Genomic DNA, 18702 nt, shown 5'->3' with positions numbered 1-18702 from the left:
AAGGAGTAATAAAAAACGTAACCCTTTAAGGATTACGTTTGCTTGCTTAGTTTATCACGACAGCCGTTTTTTATTCGCTGACTAACCTTAGGAAAGGAAGGTGGATGCGGTGAGCATATTTACAAATTGGGACAGGTTTTTCCCGCCTTTGTATATTCCTGCTTATACGGCATGGCCTGCCGCAGCTTGGCTGATATTCAAACCATCTGAATGGGAGGATGTCGAGATTGTCCTGCTCATCTTACTTATCCTGTTCCTCGCTTTCGCCGGGGCAGTGGAAATAAATAGCGATGAAAAAAAACATCGCTGGTTCGGCTATCTTTACTTAAGCTCAAGTCTCTTAATTTCAATAGCTGGTCTCTGCTATTGGCTGGTTTAAGTTGTCTAAATAAAAAATAACCATGGTAGGATCATCGGAATCATAATAATGATCGTAACAATAAGCCACCTGTTGTAATTCTCGCTCGTTAATTGTTTCCAATAAGACCATGCCCAGGCCAATAATAAAAGAACTGTTACAATAATACTTTGCAAATGAAGTCCATCTTTATTATTTATAAAAATATAGACTCCGCCTTCAATAAGGATCAGTATACCTAGTATAGAATTAAAGATATGCGTAAATGTCTTACTCACCTTATTTCACCTCACAAAAAACACCTTATTCTAACACGACAAGTATAGCAGATTCCCTGAAATGATGTACATTAAACAGCCAGGCGCTATTGATTTTAGCGCCTGGCTAGTAACTTTGAAGGATCTGTTCCATGGAGTTTGTCATCTGAAACGCAGTGCTGTCCCGCTTCAGAATCTCCCAATGATCTTTATAAAACAGAATATCCAATAATTTAGTATCCCCTGTCGATAGCGTAAGACCCCCAACCGGAGTTCTGCTTCCGCTATTTTCTTGATTCATTACAGGGCTTTTCTTTAAAGCCTTTAAAATTTCACGGATTTTCACTTCTTTTTTGATGGTGAATATTTCTCTTTCCTCACCGAACCGATATAATTTAATAGTTAAAGGACGTTGATAGTCACTCCACTCATGTGGGGTAATTTTATCCTGGCTAAAAGACAATGGGTTAAAAAAATATGTATGATTGATATAGATAACAGTAGTTATCACTAAGATCATCCCAATTATAAAATAATTTATTATTCTTCGCATACTTTACACCCCTGTTGTTACACACTCATTCTATCGAAATGGTAAAATGTGAACTGCATACCTATTAATGGGTTCACCCTGTAAACTATACGAATAACCCGTGTCTTTCGTTTCACTTTTTACATTCATTAAATCACTCAGTTCGAACCACCCTAAAAATACTAAAAGACCTGAGAAGCTTATCTCAGGTCTTTTAGTATTTTAATGTATTTTTTTATAAAAACCAGTAGCTGTGCCCCCAAATCCTAAATGGTGATAAATTTGATGCGCATCGGATCGTTCTGACCGATTTCCACTGTTTAGTACAATCATATTTGCTCCATGTTGCTGCCCCCAGCGTTCCGTCTGCTCCATCAGCTTTCTTCCAATTCCCTGCCCTTGACAGGTTTCCCTCACACTGAAAGCAATCACACGGAGATGAGGGTCGTCTGTATGATAAGCAACATTAAACACAAAACCGATCATACCTTGAAGTCTATCATCTTCTTCATATACAAACGTATGGTAAATATCATCTTGCAGAATCTTGGCTAGACGACGTTCCATTTCAATTGATGTCGTCGGATATCCCAAGGTTTCCATTAGTTGAGCCAAGTCTTTTGCATCCTGCTGAACTGCATTACGTATCAATTGGGCTGCTCCTGCTTTCTCAATTCAATTCGTCTGATTTTACCTGATGTTGTTTTAGGCAGCTCTGTAATGAATTCAATTTTTCTAGGATACTTATAAGGAGCCGTTAATTCTTTCACATGATTCTGAAGTTCTCTAATCAGCATTTCTGTTCCTTCATATCCCTCCTGCAGAACAATAAATGCTTTGACAACATTCCCACGGACTTCATCCGGACTGGAGACCACTGCACACTCCTGGACGGCGGCATGTTTAACTAACGCATCCTCTACTTCAAAAGGCCCTATCGTGTAACCGGAACTAATGATAATATCATCGCTTCTTCCCTCGAACCAAAAGTACCCATCTTCATCTTTTTTAGCTTGGTCCCCTGTTACATAATAATTTCCCCTTTGCGCCAGCTTAGTGCGTTCAGCGTCCTTATAATACTCCTTAAATAAGGCGGGAGTATCTAAATGAACAGCAATATCTCCGACTTCACCAGCCTTAATCGGTTCGCCTTCCTCATCGATGACCTCAACAAGATTCCCTGGTGTCGGCCGTCCCATTGAACCAGGTCGAACTTCCATATCTTTCATAATTCCAACAAGTAACGTATTTTCGGTCTGACCATAACCATCACGAACCGTTATGTCAAAGTGCCTATTAAACGTATCGATCACTTCCCTGTTTAGTGGTTCTCCAGCTGAGACAGCACTATGCAAGTATTCGAGGCTGTATTCATGTAAATTATCGACCTTTGCCATTAATCGATATTCAGTCGGAGTACAGCACAGAACATTTACTTGATGTTGATCAAGCATACTCAAATATGTGTTTGGATCGAATTTACCTTGATAGACAAGCCCTCTTGCTCCTGTACCTAAGACGGAAAGAAATGGACTCCAAATCCACTTCTGCCAGCCTGGTCCAGCTGTAGCCCATACTGTATCTCCATCCTCGATCGAAAGCCATTTATAGGCAGCCGTCTTTAAATGAGCGAATCCCCATCCATGAGTGTGTACAACCCCTTTTGGATTCCCTGTGGTACCGGAAGTATAAGAAAGAAATGCCATATCATCTCGATGTGTATCAGCCATTTCCAGTGAATCAGATTGCTCGTTCATCAAGTCATCCAGACTTAACCAGCCTTCTTTGGACCCACCACTAGTAAATGCTTTCACATGCTCCATTTCCTTTACTTCGTCAAACTGATCGGTAAAAGGATAATGACTAACAACTGCCGTGACTTCTCCGTGGGAGATACGGTAAGTCAGATCCTTAGAACGGAGCATTTCAGAACTAGGGATGACGACAATCCCCACTTTCAAGGCGGCGACGTACACTTGATAAGCAGAGATCAGTCTCGGGATCATGACTAACACTTTATCTCCTTTTTTTAAACCCGCCTCAAGGAAAGCGTTTCCAATTTTATTTGCATTTTTAATCAATTCGTCATATGTAATTTCATCGCGGTCACCCGCTTCATTTAGCCATAATAAGGCTTTTCTATCTGGTTCTCTAGCATATTTCTCCATTTCCATTACGATGTTATATTGTTCTGGTGCAATCAGTTGATCTTGGTCCACTGCGATTCCTCCTCCGATTATGAGTACCTAGTCATTTTAATCTATTTAAGTATATCAAAATTTTCAAAATTTTAAAATGAGATAATTTCATGTAAAAAAGCCACCAGAAAAATAATCTTTTCTAGTGGCATAATTACGAGGCTTTATGCTAAACGTTTAAAGTTTTGTCCCATAATTTCATTCATCGAATGAACAGTGATAAAAGCTTTCTCATCGATAGCCATCATATATTTTTTAAGACGTGTATAATCTTTTCTGTTCATGATCGTGGTAATAACCTCTTTATCTTCCCGATTAAAGGCTCCTCGAGCATAATGTATTGTCGCTCCACGTCCAAGATTATGCACTATAAAGTGACGAACTTGTTCACTTTCCCTGCTGATAATAACAATTTCTTTATTGTGATTAAACTGCTGCAACGCATAATCGATCACTAATCCATTTAGGATCACACCGAAGAATGCATACATTCCAACCGCAGGGCCAAATACAAAGATGGAAGAAACGGCAATAGCAAGATCAGAGAAAAGTACTCCTTTACCAACTTCGATAGAGAAATATTTATTCAAAATCATAGCAAAGATATCGGTTCCGCCCGTGGAAGCTCCTTGATGAAATACGATGGCCATCCCTGAAGCGGCAATGATTTGTCCTATAATCAGCTGGATTAACAAATCATCACTCAATGGCTGGTTCATAGGAAATAGAGCTTCCAATCCCCATACCATAAAGGATAGGGCAAAGCTTGCATAAATGGTTTTAGCCCCGAACTGAAATCCTAGAAATATAAAACCTATGATAAATAAAACGATGTTCAACATAAGCATGATCAATCCTAAGGAAAGATCAGGAAATACATTGCTCAAAACAATGGATAACCCACTTACTCCTCCAGTGGCTAAATCGTTTGGCGAAAGAAAGAAGTGAACATTTACAGCTACTCCTAAAGACCCAACATTTATGAGTAAGAAGGAAAGTAATTTTTTCATCATACAATGGCCCTCCCTTACACAATAGCATCTAATTCTGTTGACTATTTTTTAGTACAATCGGGATTATAGAGGGCTTTCGAAAGTTTGTAAACAGCTTTGCTTTAAAAAAATAAAGTTTTTTTATGTAAGCGTTTGTTGCCGAATTTTTCATACAATTAAAACTGTTACGCTAGTTCTTTAGTCTCTATTATATTGTTATATCTCTATAAAAAATACATGTGTTTTCTGAATTTACTAGCAAGTGGGTAAGGAAAAGTTGCTGCATCAAAAAGATCCGCTGCGAACGCCGCAACGGATCTTTTAAGTTACAGGTCATATGGCAAACTCACAGTGACGGAAGTTCCTTGATGTAGTTCGCTTTTATAAGCGATCATTCCATTTAAATCATTAACCATTTTTTTCGTTACCATGACACCAAGTCCCGTTCCTTTTTCTTTCGTCGTAAAGAATGGCTCTCCAAGCTTGGCCAGATCTTGATCACTTAACCCGTGTCCGTCGTCAATAATAGACAGAATCAAATTGTCTCCTCTTGTATAGGCAGACACTTCCACATTGCCACCTTTGTCAGTCGCGTCAATTGCATTACTAATGATGTTGAGCAGTATTTGCTTTAATCTTTTGGGTTCTGATTGAAAAGTATTCTCTACAATATTACAGGTAAAGGATAAATTGATATTTTTGCTCGTTGCTTCAGGATCTAATAATCGCAAAACATAGGAGACAACATCCTCAATATCAATATCTTCTAACTGAATGGAAGACTTCGGTTTAGACAGCATCATGAAATCCTGGACAATCGATTCAATACGATTCACTTCATCCAGGATAATTTCATAATAATTGTCACGTAAATCAGGGTTAGCAGCACCTATTTGCAGAAACCCTTTTATGGCTGTCAATGGATTCTTAATTTCATGAGCAACACCAGCGGCCATTTGAGTAATCGTTGATAATTGCTGCGATTTCTCCTTGAGTTGAGCTATTTCTTTAAATTTCGTAATATCCTGATGGGTTCCAATGACATATTCTGCACCTTCATTGATAACAGGGAAACCTTGAGTTCGGATCCACTTTTCTTCTCCGGCCCTGGTCGTTATTCGATACTCCACATGGTGCTTTTGCTGCTTCATAATAGAAAAAGCACTGGTCACCTTATTGTAATCATTCATATGGATCAAATTCTTGAGGACAGACCAGCCTGTTAAGAGCTCTCTTCTTTTCATACCGAACATTTTATTGAATGCAGGGCTGATATAATGAACTTTTTGAAAATCCAAATCACAGATCCAAAAGACGTCATTAATATTATTGGCTAAAATGGAAAACCTTTTCTCGGATGCTTGTAAAGCTTGAAGCTGCTGTTTATTTAAAGTAATATCTTGTCCGATTAGTGTTAAACCTTGAGCTGTAGGTAAAATGGTCATTTTCACCGTCTGGTCGAGTATATCCCCCTCGACTTCTATCATCTCCTGAGTATCCATAGCCCTCAGGCAACGCTGAAAGAAGCTGGCATATTCCTCTACAGAGATAACATCCCATAGTTTCTTCTGGGAATTCTCATGGTAGGAAAGACCGGTTAACTGCTCCATTTTATCGTTTGCATAAATGACTTCCCAATTGTTATTAATCATAGCTAACCCATGTGGAAAGTGATCGGCAACTTGTGTAAACAATTCTTCTTTGGATGACCTTTTATGATCGGTAAATGAATCCGAAATCAGATCTAATTTATGAATTGCAGGCTGTGATTGTTTCGCAGAAGTATTTGAGTGTAAATAAGAATGATTTGAGGGTAACGGATCCTCATCCCTCTTATAGGGCAGTGAGCCGTTTACAGTTGACTGTGCGTTTGAAAAAATAAGCACCTTCTGATCATTTTCTAAATTGATCATCTTGCACATAAACATGTGATAGTCATTTGCAATCTTTAGATGAATTGTAAGACTCTTCTCCTTTTCCTTAGGAGTCTGATGAATTAATTGATGGATTTCCGGACGATTTGAAGTGCGGATCAAAGACAACCATTCACAAAAAGATAAATACACTTGATCAAGCTGCAGCATTTTACGCATTTCATCATTGAATGTAACAGACTGGTAATGGACATTGATGAGACATGCCGGAGTGCCGCTAGCTTCTAGTATGTCCAACACTTCTCCGCTATGAACATGGTCAGAATACCTCTCTCTAGTCACCAATATTAAGACCTCTTTCCTTTACCATCCATATTTTCCAACATGGGTTTTATTATAACGCATTGATATTAAATTTTGAATATCATCCCAGCATTTCGTTTGGAAAAAATAAGGACGAGTAGCTTTTTATCATCATACGAGCAGATCTGATAAAATATGACTTAAAAATGCTTATTCAGCCTTCTATACTTCTCCAAAGCGTCAGAGAAGCGTAACTTTTAAAGGGTCCCCATTCAGCACTCAGTTCATTCATTTGTTCAAAATCCGGGCGTTTATCTGACTTAAAATAACGCTGTAATGCTTTTTGGATGCCAATATCAGCTTTAGGAAACAAATTTCCCCTGCCTGCTCCGAACATCAGCCAATTTTCTGCCGTCCATGGTCCAACTCCTCGAATCTGTACGAGTTCAGCCATAACTTCTTCATTTGGTCTCTTAGAAAGCTCCTCTAAATTTAAACTCCCTTCTGCAATTAAACGTGAGGTATCTATAATATACTCTGCCTTTCTCTGACTAAACTGCAGTTCCCTAAGCTGCCCGTAGTCCAAACTAGCCACAACTTCCGGATTAGGGTAAAACCACACGTCATCCCTCTTATACCCGAATTGCTCAACAAACCTTGTGCTCAGTGTATAAGCAAATTTCATATTCAGTTGCTGGTGTATAATCACTTTCATTAAACAATCGTATAAATTAAAATCCTTAACAATCGGGGTGCCAGGGTAAAGCGCAAATAAGTCACCTAAATTTGTATGAGCAAAGTGCTCTTGAACCTTTTCCAAACTCCGCTCCCATTGAAAGAGATGAACTACATGAGCAAGAAGGCTCTCCTTATTCTTTTGACTATTTCCCTCAATTCTAAACCAGGGGTGTTCAGTTGTTCCTATGCTGGTTACTCGAACAACGCAGGAATCATTTTTCATCTGGACAGGAATATCGACCCACTTTTCATTCACATTTAAGTGCGTTAGCGGATCCATAGCCCATCTTTGCAAAGCATAATCAAAATCATATATACCTGCAGCTTCCATCTTCACTTCCCACATACTAAGTCCCCCTCTTCTATATAAACTAAAAAGAGGACTTGGCCTGCTCCTCTTTATTGCATTTGACTTTCGTTATGTATTCCTTTTTTGTAATTTTACACCAATCGGACATATAAAAAAAGACCTGACTGTTTATAAGGTCAGGTCTTTTCACATCCTATAAATGAACTATTGGAAAAGGGATAAGCTTTTTCATCATTAACTCATGTAAGCTTCCGAAATGGTATCCTCTTTTTCTTAGCTGTATAATCAACTCATTTAAAGCATCTGCGTTATCTTTTGATACGGTATGCAGCAATATAACGGCTCCCGGGTGAATCTGATTGATCACACTCTGATAAGCGTATTCCCACCCTTTCTGACCGTCCGTCTGCCAGTCAACAAAAGCAAGTGACCAAAAAGCGTGAACGTAGCCTAACTCCCTCGTCCATTTTAAGGTTTGTTCATTAAATTTCCCTTGCGGAGGACGCATGTATGTCATGGAGTCTTGGTCTGTCAGTTCTTTCACAGCTTTTTCCACTTTTTGAAGTTCATTTTTCATTTCTTGCTTTGATAATTTCGTGAAGTCAGGATGGCTCCAAGAATGGTTACCGATAATATGGCCTTCTTCTTCCATTCTTTTAACCAGTTCAGGAGCACTCTTAATATAATGACCTGTCACAAAAAAAGCAGCAGGAACTTGTTGCTTTTTCAAAATATCGAGCACTTTTGCTGTATAGCCCTGTTCATAACCATTATCAAAAGTTAAATAAACCACTTTTTCACCAGAATGATCTACATAAAACCCATCGTATTTCTCCACCAGAGGCCCATATTTCCCCACTTCGGGTACTTTTCCGTCACTGCTTTTCTTATACCCCCATCCCTCTGCAAACGTTGTTATTGGGATGATAAGTAAGGTAAAAGCAATACACAACGCCAACAATTGTCGCCACATAACTACCACTCACTTTTTCCTTAGTATGTGATAAAGGGGCAATAATATATCAGGTGATTGAATTATTATCCACAATTTTTTTTTATAGAATCAATGCAGCCACCAGTCCAAAAATAAACAATGGAATATTATAGTGAAGGAAGGTCGGCACACATGTGTCCCAGATGTGATTGTGTTTCCCATCGGCATTTAGTCCTGATGTCGGGCCAAGCGTACTATCTGAAGCTGGGGAACCTGCGTCGCCAAGAGCTCCTGCTGTCCCAATCAATGCAGCAATAGCCATGGCAGAGAAGCCTGCACTAACGCAAATAGGGACAAACAATGCAGCGAGGATAGGAATTGTTGCAAACGATGATCCTATTCCAATTGTTACAACTAACCCTACGAGCAATAATACAAAGGCAATTACTGCTTTGCTGTCACCTAAATACCCGGAGCTTGCATCCACAAGTGCTGAAACTGATTGAGTTTTTGTCAGTACATTGGCATAGCCTGCCGCCACCAGCATGACAAAAGCGATCGTTCCCATCATTGCAATTCCATCATTCACAATTCGATCACCTTTTTTAAACGGTACAACTTTAAAAATAAACATAAGGGTCAACCCGGCTAATGCGGCTAGGATAAGGTCTTTCCAATAGGCTTGAATGAACAAAGTCACAAGGATGGAAATAATCGTAAACCCGTGCTTTTTGTTGAAACGCTCTGGGGTGAAATTACGCAGTAGTGTGCTCGGTTCATCATCAAAATTCTCAGCTTGTGAAGGCTCCTTCCTTTTCCTGTACGTAATAAATACCGCAAACAGTAACCCTGCAATCATCCCGAGACCGGGCACAAGCAGTGACTTAGCAATAGTATTTATCGAAATGGAAACACCGTTTGATGCCATCGCTTGTTGAATCGTTTCATGAAATATATAGCCAAAGCCGATTGGGATCATAATATAAGGTGCCTTGAGCCCAAATGTAAGAGCAGACGCTACTGCCCGCCTGTCTATTTGCATATTATCGAACATGTGAAGCAAAGGGGGGATAAGAATAGGAATAAAAGCAATATGAACAGGTATCACATTTTGTGATAAACTAGCCACCCCCGCGATAATTAGTACAGTAATTGTCCGCTTATCTTTTAGTACTTTTAACAAATAACCGACAAACATACTGGTAATTCCCGAATAACTAATTGCTACGGCAAAAGCACCAAGCAGGACGTAACTTAAGGCAACCCTCGCCTGATCACCCATCCCGCTAACTAACAGTTCTAATGAACTTATTAGCGTTTCTCCATTCATGATTCCTGCTGTGAGACTCGCTGCAAGAATCGCTATAATGACATTAACTCGGGCTAAACTTAAGATCGTGAGCACGAGTACAGATACAATAACAGCTAACGCCATCATGGTCGCTCCTCTCTCAGTTGTATTATCTCTCTAACACTTTCTTACATTAGCGATTTATCATGATAAAGTATTGTGGCCAAAAAATCAACCCTCACTGCTGCGTGAGAGTAGAAATTTTCGTTTACATTTTTCGTTCGAGATCTTCCAGCATCTTAATCAGTTCATCAATATCTTCAACGGATGTTTCATTGGGATCCATTTGATCAACGCGATTCATAAATGCAGATAACCGCGATTTAAGATCAGTCAGTTTTTCTTGCTGAGACATTCTCTCATACCCCTTCAACGTTTGTTTTTAAACCATCTTGCCCATCATAGTACAAAGTAGAAAGTGTGTCCATAAAATCCAATATGATATACATGGTATAATAACGTAAACCCATGATGACCTTTCTAGTCTCCTGGGTCCTTTAACTATACAGCAAAACATTCCATGCATAATTTTAATCAGGAGGCATTTCACGTGGAACAATTTGTAGATATCATCAGAGGTCTGTTTAATCAAAAAACCGTTCTAATTCTTGTTAGTGCGGTCGTTTTGTTTTTTGCTGTCATGATTATTCGTAAAATGATCAGATCGTTCTTTACGAGAACATCTTTCATAGAAGAACGAAAAGAAAAGACACTCGAAGCGATGCTCAACTCGATCGTCAGTTATGGAGCCGTAATAGCTTTTATCATTATCGTGTTATCCATATGGGTTGATATCGGAAAAATTCTAGCCGGTGCCGGTATCATCGGGGTTATTATAGGTTTTGGTGCCCAGAGCCTTATTAAAGACTTTTTTGCAGGAATATTCCTGTTGTATGAGAAACAACTGCATAAAGGGGATTATATAACACTGAATAACACGCATCACGGTATCGTTGAAGATGTCGGACTTCGTTTCTTGAAGATCAGGGAATGGAGCGGAAAACTCCTAACGATCAGCAATGGCCAAATTAAAACCATTGAGAACTACAATTTTGATTACATGCGTGTCATCGAGCATGTAACCACGAACTTTCGTGAAGATCCCAGAAAAGTGTTTACGGCTTTAGAAGCCGCATGTGTGCGTTTAAACGATGAAATAGGCATGTTTCTGAAAAAAGATTTAGCCAAAAAGCCTATTGAACCCTTTAAAGTTTATGGAATGAATTCGCTCAATGATCAATTCCACGGCTATCAATATACAATAACGGGCGTTGTGGAAGATCTCGTTTATTGGACCGCATCAAAAGAAACGCGCCGGATCATTGCCGAGACAATGTTTGATCATAACATTGCCATGGCGGAGCAGCGCGTTCAAGTTCAGTCTTATTCCTCACCAGAGGAATAAGGCTTTATTTTAATTCAAAAGAGAAACTGACATGATCCTGAATGGGAATCCAGGCCCCGATCCCTTGTCTAGTTACATTTTTAATTTCCAAGGTTTTCTTCGAGCCTTTTAACTTAATGTACACATCACCAAATGTGACTTCCCCTTTTTCGTTGATGGCAGGGGCATATGCTTGAAGAACACCTGTTTTATTAACGGGCACAGAGTATGTGTTTTTCTGCTTCGTTCCCGCCCCTATTACCGTGTGAAACGAAAGTGGAAGCTTCGAATTCTTTTGTGCCTCTAACAAAATTAACTTCATGATTTGATCACTGTGGCTGATCTTGGATGTTAGTCCACCTTTTACATGCTTTTCTTCCTTCTGCTCGTAACTCATTTTGGCTGGCTGGGTGCCTCCATGATTGTCCAGCTCATTAACATTAATCTGCTGATACTCCCAATTAATATTGGACTCTGTTGATTTATAAGTTAATGGCCACCGTCCTAAAAAAATCTCCGCTCGATAACCTAATGCAAACGGGGAAGGTTTTAGAGTTGTTTCATTTAGCATCTCGATCAACTGTGGGTTCGTAATCCGAACATCTGACTCTTCCATCAGTTCATCCGTTAATTTTTCAGCTTCTAATATTTCTTGATCATCTGTTGAGTTAGGATAGGTGTTATCCTTCGAAATATTTAAGACGTGATTAGGGATGGTTGAATTTTTGTCCTGTTCTTTTTCCTTGGCAAGTATACCTTGTGATGAAACTAAAGAGATGAAGCCAATAAGAACGATAAGTCCTAGCCACTTGAATCTCATCCTGTTTCTGACCACCTTTCATTTTTCTATAGCTTGTGAAAAATGGTCCTGAACTATTCTCATTTAAGAAATCATTTTGTTCATCACACGTTCTGCCTTTGGATCAAAGAACTGGATCGTTGGGCCAATTAACACGAGGATGATTACAGTCCCAAGTCCGATAGGTCCCCCAAAAAGGAGAGCAAGGATCAGAGCAAATCCTTCCGTGAACGTTTTTGCGACAGTAAGCGATAAGCCAAACCGTTTCTGTAATGCCACCAACCATCGATTGGATTGAGTGAATAGTTTGGCTGTAAATATAACGAAACCCCTATTGCAATTACAACTATCCCTAAAATAAGGAAGATAAATTGAGTTAAAAATCCGGTAAAAGAGAACGGAGCCAAACCAGTAATCAGCCAAAAATCAATCATCTTCCCGATAACTAAAATAGTGACCACCGCCAGTATGTCTGGACGTTCCCTGGCAATGAGTGCATTGGTGCCTATCAAAATGGAACCAATAATAATGACCCAATTCCCCACTGAGAAGCCAATTATTTCAGTGAGCCCGACATTCATCGCATCCCAGGCTCCTGCGCCAAGGTCTGCTTTAATCGTTAAGGTAACACCGAGTGAGATGATGGTTAAACCCACTATATAAAAAAGTGTTTTCACTAAAAAAGTCCTCATGTCCCCACCCCTGTATGCAGAACCTTTTCATGTTGTTTGAACAGGTTCAGAGTCAATAAAAAAGAAGCTCCATCCTGCTTATTTCAGGATAGGCTCCTTTATTTTACCTGCTGAGCTGAATACACTCAAGAGATTCTTCTACTTCGATACTATCCTTTACAGATTGGACCATTGAACAATTGTTACGGGATATCTCCAAATTCTTTAGCAGTTTATCTTGATTTAAATGATAACCTTTAACAACGAAACGCAGGCTGACTCTCTCTATCCGGTTGGCTTCTTCCGTATTCCGTTCAACGTTTGCCTGGACCGTAATGTCTTCATAATCAATTCTCTGCTTGTCCAAAATTTTACGGTACACACTCAAACTACATCCGGCAATCGAGGCAACCATCAACTGAAATGGACGAAAACCATTCATTTCATCACCAGAAATGTCCAGTTCCCCGTAATCAAAAGATGTACGAATGCCCTCACCTTTAATGTAAAATTCCATTGTATCCTTCCCCTTTCCGTAAAGTGTCTTTCTCTTTATATAATAACCGTTAAAGGCAAGTAAATAACCCCTCACGTGTAATATTCTTGCCCACTTAGGTTGATTTCGTTTACGATAATATGGATGACTGAATACAGAAGGGGGAGAGCGAACTGTGGTTTCAGCACGGTCAAGATTTTGGATTCTCATTGGGCTTGTGACAATTTCCGGTTTTTCTCAAGGTATGCTGTTACCGTTATTAGCGGTGATCTTAGAGAAGAATGGGGTCTCTTCCTCAATTAACGGCCTTCACGCTACCGGATTATATATCGGGATTTTAATCTCTTCTCCATTTATGGAGAAGCCACTTCAGAGACTAGGGTATAAGCCTATTATTATGATAGGGGGAGCCCTCGTCTTTGTTTCGCTCGCCTTGTTTCCGTTTTGGCAGGCTTTATGGTTTTGGTTTGCTTTACGCATGCTCGTCGGGATTGGCGATCAAGTGCTGCATTTTGGCACACAAACATGGATTACCGCCTCAGCTGCCAATGAATCTCGCGGCAAAAGTATTGCCTACTACGGCTTGTTTTTCAGCGTAGGGTTTACCCTTGGTCCCCTAATGACGAATTTATTGTCGATCAGCCTTTACATACCGTTTCTAGTATCGGCTCTTCTTAGTTTGATCGTTTGGAGCACCATGTGGTTTGTCCGAAATGAGATGCCTGATCATAACGACACGACTGTCTACAGCACAAGTTCAATAAAACGGTTCAGCCGGGCTCTTAAGCTTGGATGGGTAGCTTTTCTCCCTCCACTGACGTACGGATTTCTTGAAGCTACTCTCCATGGCATTTTCCCTGTCTATGGGATGCGAATTGGCCATGATGTAAACATCCTGTCTCTGATCATTCCATCATTCGCAGCAGCGAGTCTATTATCGCAAATACCACTCGGAGCTTTAAGTGACAGAATTGGCAGAAAAAAAGTCATCCTTTTCGTAGTTGCAGGAGGAATGGTGGCCTTCCTATTCGCTGCCTTCTTTGAGCATTCTACGCTATGGTTATTCGTAACCTTTGCCTTAGGCGGACTCTTTGTAGGGTCTTTATTCTCACTGGGAATATCCTATATGACAGATTTGCTTCCAAAGGAATTACTTCCAGCAGGCAACATTATGTGCGGGATGGCTTTTAGCCTTGGAAGTATCGCGGGACCATTTCTGTCAGGGATTGTTATTGATCTTTTTCCAGGCTTATCATTCTTTTATATTATTGTCGGATTACTCCTGCTCGTGTTTATTTCTACCGCTTCGAAACGGAATCCGCAAGTTCAGCACCTTAGCACCTGACATACCATGGTAAAAAAGCTGCACACCATTATCGGTGTGCAGCTTTTTATTGTTTTGACAGGGCTTTAGACAGCACTTCAAGATTCTTCTCCATTAGACTAAAGTAATCTTCATTCGATTGGATATTTTCTTCTGTTAACACCGAAAGGTTATGAATGCGCAGTGGTTCTGCGCCGATCTCATTCTGAACAACTTTGGCTACTTTAGGTGTAACGTTTTGTTCAAATAATACAAAGTTCAATTGATATTTCTCAGCTGTTTCAATAATCTCTTCAAGTTCTTTTTGTGATGGCTCACTAGTTGGGGTTAAACCAGAAACAGCCACCTGTTCGATTCCGTATGCTTGTTCCCAGTATCCATAAGCGGCATGGGAAACAATGATTTTATCCTTTGGCTTACTGGTTAACTGATTATGAAATTGCTGATCTAATTCAATCAGCTTATTTTTCAGCTGGTTAAAGTTTTCGGTAAATTGCTTCTCTGATTCGGGTTGCAGAGAAATAAGCATGTCTTTAATATTTTCAGCTAATTGAATCGAACGAATGGGGTCAAGCCAAATGTGAGGGTCTTGATTACCGTGTACATGCCCCTCATGCCCTTCCCCTATATGTGAACGATCTTTTTCTTCTTCATGAGAATGCTCTTCTTCAGCATGAGTCTCCTTTTCTTCAGAATGAGGATCACCCCCATGGTCATGAACGTGTTCTTCAAGCTTTACGCCCTTAGACGCTTCTAGAATTTCCACCCCTTCAGGCTTCACAGTCTCAGCGATCGTTTTGGCATAGGATTCAAGGCCCGCTCCATTATAGACAAATGCCTCCGCTTCTGCTATTTTGATCATCTCTTTTGTGGTTGGCTCATAAGTATGAGGGTCTGTACCTGGGGGCAAGATGGATGAAACCTCTGCTAAATCACCAGCGATTTGTTTTGTAAAAAACTTTAATGGATAAACGGTCGTGTGAATTTCCAACTGTTTGTCTGACGAATCTTCTGGAGATGTCTCGTTCCCACATGCAGATAAAAATAAAGTAAGTATCAAAATAAGACTTAAATATTTACTCATGGTTACCTCCTCCTTCTTTTGAAAGTCATCTCATGAATGATTACTATTTATAAATTGTAATCATTACTTTTTGCATAAACCTAAAATAAAAGCCCGCGACTCGTGTCGCAGACCTTTACTAACTGCATCGGGGACACTTTCCGTAAATCTCAAATTTATGATTTTCAATATCATAGCCGCTTAGATGTTCGTTAATACTTTCCATCGGGCAGAACTCAATCGACTTCGTTTTTCCACAATCCGTACATATAAAATGATGATGATGACCATGAGTTTCACAACCTAAACGGAAATGCTTTTCTCCGCTTAATTCCGTAGCTTCAAGAATTTCTTCTTCCGTTAACAGGTAAAGGTTACGGTAAATCGTATCATAACTGACACTGGGGAAGTCTTCCTGAATTTGCTTGAGAATAGCTTTTGCGGCAATGTACTGATCTTGATTGACAAAGATTTCAACAATACGCTCTCTTTGTCTCGTCCGTTTATATCCTTTTTCTTTAAGGAGTTGCAAGGCTGTTTCCACATTCATACTGTTTCACCCTTTATATAGAGTTGATTTCTCACCTTTTTATAAAGCATCGCCATTATTAGAATAATGATCGCTGTCAGAACAATGGTTCCTCCAGGGGGGACGCTTAAATGGTAGGAGGCATACAAACCAAGAATAACGGATAGCTCTCCAAATGCAATCGATAACCCAATGGTTTGTTTGAAGCTGGCAGCAATTCGTAAGGCAGCTGCCACCGGCAATGTCATCAGTGCTGACACGAGCAGTATCCCGACTACCTGCATAGCTGAAGCAATTACCAATGCAACCATCACAATAAACAAGAGGTGGATCCATTTGCCATTCACCCCGGAAATGGAAGCATGTTCTTCATCAAATGACAAGACAAACAATTCCTTATAAAAAAGGATAACAATCGTGAGAACGACAAGAGTAATGATTAATACCGTCCACATATTCGAACGGCTGACGGCCGTTACACTGCCAAATAAATAACTGAACAAATCTGTATTGAAACCGTCTGCTAATGAGATCAGCAGCACACCTAATCCGATCCCGCCGGATAAAATGATAGGAATCGCCAGCTCCTCATAATGTTTATAGACTTTACGGAGTTTCTCGATTAAAATAGCGCCGCCAACAGAAAACACCATTCCCATATAAACAGGGTTAAGATCCTGCACGGCCGAAACTTTCTTTTCTAACAAAAGACTAGCCGCAATACCGGTCAGTGTGATGTGAGATAGGGCGTCGGCAATCAAAGAAAGTCTTCGAACCACGATAAAGACGCCTAATAATGGAGCCACTATCCCGATCAGCATTCCTGTTATGGCTGCATTTTGTAAAAACTCATACTGAAAAAAACTTTCGATCATGAGTGATTCACCCCATGCTCATGGTTATGAGTGAGCTGTTGAACGGAATGGCCATATAATTGATTCAAATTCCCCTCATCAAATCCTTTATATTCTTCAGATGCCCCATGAAAGTGCACAGACTTATTCATGCATGCCACATGTGTTGCATGTTCTGTTATCGTTCCGATGTCGTGTGTCACCATTAACAAGGATATGCCCTGCTCCCGATTTAGCCTAGCCAGTAAGTCATAGAAGTCAGCAACATGTTTGGCATCTACACCAACTGTGGGCTCGTCCAGGATCAGCAAAGCAGGGTCGCTGACAAGTGCGCGGGCAATAAATACACGTTGCTGCTGGCCCCCTGACAGCTCGCCAATGCTGCTATCAGCGTAATCGTCCATCTCCACGATTCTTAAAGCTTCCAATGCTTTCTCTTTATGTTTACGATTAAAAAAACGAAAAGCCCCTATACGAGACACGAGCCCGGTTTTCACAACCTCAAGTACAGTAGCAGGAAAACCTGAATTAAAACTATTTGCTTTCTGTGAAACAAATCCGACTTCCTGCCATTGATCAAAGTAACGCAGTTCTCGCCCAAAGAGACGAATATTTCCCTGATCTGGTTTAACCAGACCAAGCATTAATTTAATTAGCGTAGACTTTCCAGATCCGTTTGGGCCGACAAGACCTAAGAATTGTCCTTTTTCAATAGATAGATCCACGTCCTGCACAATCCACTCTGCATCATATTTAAAAGAAACATGGTCTACTTCTATAATTTTATCATTGCCCATACACAGTTCCCTTTCAAAAATAAGAATGATTACGATTTAATTATAATGGTTCCTAAATTAATTGTAAACGAGTAATTCAAAACCATTACGATTTACAATTGCCATACTACATCATAGTAGGATTGGATCCGTGATGCAAAGTCACACCTCTTTTCTAACAAGGAAAAAGGTATAAATTTACCCGCTGAAGGCTGCTGCAAATAAAATCGCCGGCCACCCAGGACCGACGATAGACGTTTATAAAAATTTATTGTAACGACGCTCTAAATAATCCTGAAGAACCGAGAAGATCAAGGTTAATACCAGATAGATCATTGCAGCCAGGATATACATCGTTAACGAATCTGTTGTGCGTCCTGCAACAATTTGGGCCTTGTTCAAAATCTCTGGAACCGAAATCATCGCAGCTAAAGAAGTTGCTTTTAATATATCAAGAAAAACGTTCGCTAGCGGTGGAATCGCAATTCTCGTTGCTTGCGGCACAATGATTCTTCGCATTGTTTTCCAATAAGATAATCCAAGCGCTCGCGATGATTCCCATTGACCATGATCCACACTATTCAGTGAAGAGCGATTGATCTCTGCGATGTACGCCGCACTATTCGTCCCGAATCCGATAATAGCAGCTATTGGCGCTGTCATTGTGATCCCGATTACCGGAAGTCCAAAATAGAGCACAAATAAATAAACCAGAATCGGCGTCCCACGCATCAAGGTAATATAAATACGAGCAGGCCATCTCAACAGACGATTGTCTGATCCCCTTGCCAAAGCTAAAAAGAACCCGATAATTAGACCGAGTACCATACCCAGAATAGCTACTAGTAACGTATAAGGTACTCCTTCTAACACAAAAGGTAAATTGTCCCAAGCGCGTTCTGGCACAAACAGCTTTTCTAAATTGACGTCATTGATTTCAATACCAAACATAATGAGAC

20 protein-coding genes and 1 pseudogene are annotated in these 18702 nt (G+C 40.1%); 3 read left to right on the top strand and 18 right to left on the bottom strand.

Annotated elements, in window-relative coordinates; genetic code table 11:
* Positions 1 to 109: 109 nt before the first annotated feature.
* A complete protein-coding gene (locus tag P9989_RS05460; protein ID WP_283077793.1) occupies positions 110 to 379 on the top strand; it encodes a hypothetical protein in 270 nt (89 codons plus the stop codon).
* A gap of 5 nt (positions 380 to 384) precedes the next feature.
* Here P9989_RS05460 and P9989_RS05455 read toward each other — a convergent pair whose 3' ends face one another.
* The 10 genes from P9989_RS05455 to P9989_RS05410 all read right to left on the bottom strand — a co-directional run bounded on the left by P9989_RS05455 (position 385) and on the right by P9989_RS05410 (position 10202).
* Positions 385 to 636 (bottom strand): hypothetical protein, encoded by a 252-nt coding sequence (locus P9989_RS05455; protein WP_283077792.1) that lies wholly within the window; start codon positions 634 to 636, stop codon positions 385 to 387.
* 106 nt (positions 637 to 742) lie between these two features.
* Positions 743 to 1168, bottom strand: a complete 426-nt coding sequence (locus tag P9989_RS05450) for a hypothetical protein (protein ID WP_283077791.1) — start codon at positions 1166 to 1168, stop codon at positions 743 to 745.
* Between the two features lie 201 nt (positions 1169 to 1369).
* Complete coding sequence (locus P9989_RS05445) at positions 1370 to 1798, bottom strand: GNAT family N-acetyltransferase (RefSeq protein ID WP_283077790.1); 429 nt, start codon at positions 1796 to 1798, stop codon at positions 1370 to 1372.
* Positions 1795 to 3366, bottom strand: a complete 1572-nt coding sequence (mbcS, locus tag P9989_RS05440; protein ID WP_283077789.1) for an acyl-CoA synthetase MbcS — start codon at positions 3364 to 3366, stop codon at positions 1795 to 1797. Before mbcS ends, P9989_RS05445 begins: the two co-directional genes overlap by 4 nt.
* Positions 3367 to 3509: 143 nt before the next feature.
* Positions 3510 to 4358, bottom strand: a complete 849-nt coding sequence (locus P9989_RS05435; RefSeq protein WP_283077788.1) for a YitT family protein — start codon at positions 4356 to 4358, stop codon at positions 3510 to 3512.
* 305 nt (positions 4359 to 4663) lie between these two features.
* A complete protein-coding gene (locus tag P9989_RS05430) occupies positions 4664 to 6553 on the bottom strand; it encodes an ATP-binding protein (RefSeq protein ID WP_283078846.1) in 1890 nt (629 codons plus the stop codon).
* A gap of 175 nt (positions 6554 to 6728) precedes the next feature.
* Positions 6729 to 7598, bottom strand: coding sequence for a DNA-3-methyladenine glycosylase family protein (locus tag P9989_RS05425; protein WP_283077787.1), 870 nt, complete (start codon positions 7596 to 7598; stop codon positions 6729 to 6731).
* Positions 7599 to 7755: 157 nt separating this feature from the next.
* Positions 7756 to 8535 (bottom strand): delta-lactam-biosynthetic de-N-acetylase, encoded by a 780-nt coding sequence (gene pdaA / locus P9989_RS05420; RefSeq protein WP_283077786.1) that lies wholly within the window; start codon positions 8533 to 8535, stop codon positions 7756 to 7758.
* A gap of 82 nt (positions 8536 to 8617) precedes the next feature.
* Positions 8618 to 9931 (bottom strand): Na+/H+ antiporter family protein, encoded by a 1314-nt coding sequence (locus tag P9989_RS05415; protein WP_283078845.1) that lies wholly within the window; start codon positions 9929 to 9931, stop codon positions 8618 to 8620.
* Positions 9932 to 10055: 124 nt separating this feature from the next.
* On the bottom strand, positions 10056 to 10202 hold the full coding sequence (locus P9989_RS05410; protein WP_283077785.1) for an SE1561 family protein: 147 nt from the start codon (positions 10200 to 10202) through the stop codon (positions 10056 to 10058).
* A 195-nt stretch (positions 10203 to 10397) separates the two neighbouring features.
* On the opposite strand from P9989_RS05410, the gene P9989_RS05405 reads away from it, so the two are divergent.
* Positions 10398 to 11252, top strand: coding sequence for a mechanosensitive ion channel family protein (locus P9989_RS05405; protein WP_283077784.1), 855 nt, complete (start codon positions 10398 to 10400; stop codon positions 11250 to 11252).
* A gap of 4 nt (positions 11253 to 11256) precedes the next feature.
* Here the strand turns inward: P9989_RS05405 and P9989_RS05400 are convergent, their stop codons facing one another.
* The 3 genes and pseudogenes from P9989_RS05400 to P9989_RS05390 form a co-directional block, all read right to left on the bottom strand.
* Positions 11257 to 12051 carry a YfkD famly protein gene (locus P9989_RS05400; RefSeq protein WP_283077783.1) on the bottom strand — a complete coding sequence of 265 codons (795 nt, stop codon included), beginning with the start codon at positions 12049 to 12051 and terminating at the stop codon, positions 11257 to 11259.
* 63 nt (positions 12052 to 12114) lie between these two features.
* A pseudogene (locus P9989_RS05395) lies at positions 12115 to 12722 on the bottom strand (YczE/YyaS/YitT family protein).
* A 103-nt stretch (positions 12723 to 12825) separates the two neighbouring features.
* A complete protein-coding gene (locus P9989_RS05390) occupies positions 12826 to 13218 on the bottom strand; it encodes an OsmC family protein (RefSeq protein ID WP_283077781.1) in 393 nt (130 codons plus the stop codon).
* 154 nt (positions 13219 to 13372) lie between these two features.
* Between P9989_RS05390 and P9989_RS05385 the strand changes: the two genes are divergently transcribed.
* The gene (locus P9989_RS05385; RefSeq protein ID WP_283077780.1) at positions 13373 to 14542 is read left to right on the top strand and encodes an MFS transporter; all 1170 of its coding nucleotides are present in this window, start codon (positions 13373 to 13375) and stop codon (positions 14540 to 14542) included.
* 46 nt (positions 14543 to 14588) lie between these two features.
* Here the strand turns inward: P9989_RS05385 and P9989_RS05380 are convergent, their stop codons facing one another.
* The 5 genes from P9989_RS05380 to P9989_RS05360 form a co-directional block, all read right to left on the bottom strand.
* Positions 14589 to 15605, bottom strand: a complete 1017-nt coding sequence (locus P9989_RS05380; protein WP_283077779.1) for a metal ABC transporter solute-binding protein, Zn/Mn family — start codon at positions 15603 to 15605, stop codon at positions 14589 to 14591.
* A 118-nt stretch (positions 15606 to 15723) separates the two neighbouring features.
* Positions 15724 to 16134: a Fur family transcriptional regulator gene (locus P9989_RS05375; protein ID WP_283077778.1), complete on the bottom strand. Its 411-nt coding sequence runs from the start codon at positions 16132 to 16134 to the stop codon at positions 15724 to 15726.
* The gene (locus tag P9989_RS05370; protein WP_283077777.1) at positions 16131 to 16988 is read right to left on the bottom strand and encodes a metal ABC transporter permease; all 858 of its coding nucleotides are present in this window, start codon (positions 16986 to 16988) and stop codon (positions 16131 to 16133) included. The genes P9989_RS05375 and P9989_RS05370 overlap by 4 nt, the downstream gene beginning before the upstream one ends.
* Positions 16985 to 17764: a metal ABC transporter ATP-binding protein gene (locus tag P9989_RS05365; RefSeq protein ID WP_283077776.1), complete on the bottom strand. Its 780-nt coding sequence runs from the start codon at positions 17762 to 17764 to the stop codon at positions 16985 to 16987. Before P9989_RS05365 ends, P9989_RS05370 begins: the two co-directional genes overlap by 4 nt.
* A 237-nt stretch (positions 17765 to 18001) precedes the next feature.
* Entirely contained in the window at positions 18002 to 18694 is a 693-nt protein-coding gene (locus P9989_RS05360) for an amino acid ABC transporter permease (protein ID WP_283077775.1), read from the bottom strand.
* Between the last annotated feature and the right edge of the window lie 8 nt (positions 18695 to 18702).

Origin of the sequence: Halobacillus naozhouensis (assembly GCF_029714185.1) — a bacterium.
Taxonomy (GTDB): Bacteria; Bacillota; Bacilli; order Bacillales; family Halobacillaceae; genus Halobacillus_A; species Halobacillus_A naozhouensis.
This window is presented reverse-complemented; position numbering and strand designations above follow the sequence as displayed.

Coding starts and splice junctions, on each gene's coding strand:
- P9989_RS05450 (WP_283077791.1), bottom strand. CDS start 1,168: ATGCGAAGAATAATAAATTATTTTATAATTGGGATGATCTTAGTGATA.
- P9989_RS05435 (WP_283077788.1), bottom strand. CDS start 4,358: ATGATGAAAAAATTACTTTCCTTCTTACTCATAAATGTTGGGTCTTTA.
- P9989_RS05425 (WP_283077787.1), bottom strand. CDS start 7,598: ATGTGGGAAGTGAAGATGGAAGCTGCAGGTATATATGATTTTGATTAT.
- pdaA (WP_283077786.1), bottom strand. CDS start 8,535: ATGTGGCGACAATTGTTGGCGTTGTGTATTGCTTTTACCTTACTTATC.
- P9989_RS05415 (WP_283078845.1), bottom strand. CDS start 9,931: ATGGCGTTAGCTGTTATTGTATCTGTACTCGTGCTCACGATCTTAAGT.
- P9989_RS05410 (WP_283077785.1), bottom strand. CDS start 10,202: ATGTCTCAGCAAGAAAAACTGACTGATCTTAAATCGCGGTTATCTGCA.
- P9989_RS05400 (WP_283077783.1), bottom strand. CDS start 12,051: ATGAGATTCAAGTGGCTAGGACTTATCGTTCTTATTGGCTTCATCTCT.
- P9989_RS05390 (WP_283077781.1), bottom strand. CDS start 13,218: ATGGAATTTTACATTAAAGGTGAGGGCATTCGTACATCTTTTGATTAC.
- P9989_RS05380 (WP_283077779.1), bottom strand. CDS start 15,605: ATGAGTAAATATTTAAGTCTTATTTTGATACTTACTTTATTTTTATCT.
- P9989_RS05375 (WP_283077778.1), bottom strand. CDS start 16,134: ATGAATGTGGAAACAGCCTTGCAACTCCTTAAAGAAAAAGGATATAAA.
- P9989_RS05370 (WP_283077777.1), bottom strand. CDS start 16,988: ATGATCGAAAGTTTTTTTCAGTATGAGTTTTTACAAAATGCAGCCATA.
- P9989_RS05365 (WP_283077776.1), bottom strand. CDS start 17,764: ATGGGCAATGATAAAATTATAGAAGTAGACCATGTTTCTTTTAAATAT.
- P9989_RS05360 (WP_283077775.1), bottom strand. CDS start 18,694: ATGTTTGGTATTGAAATCAATGACGTCAATTTAGAAAAGCTGTTTGTG.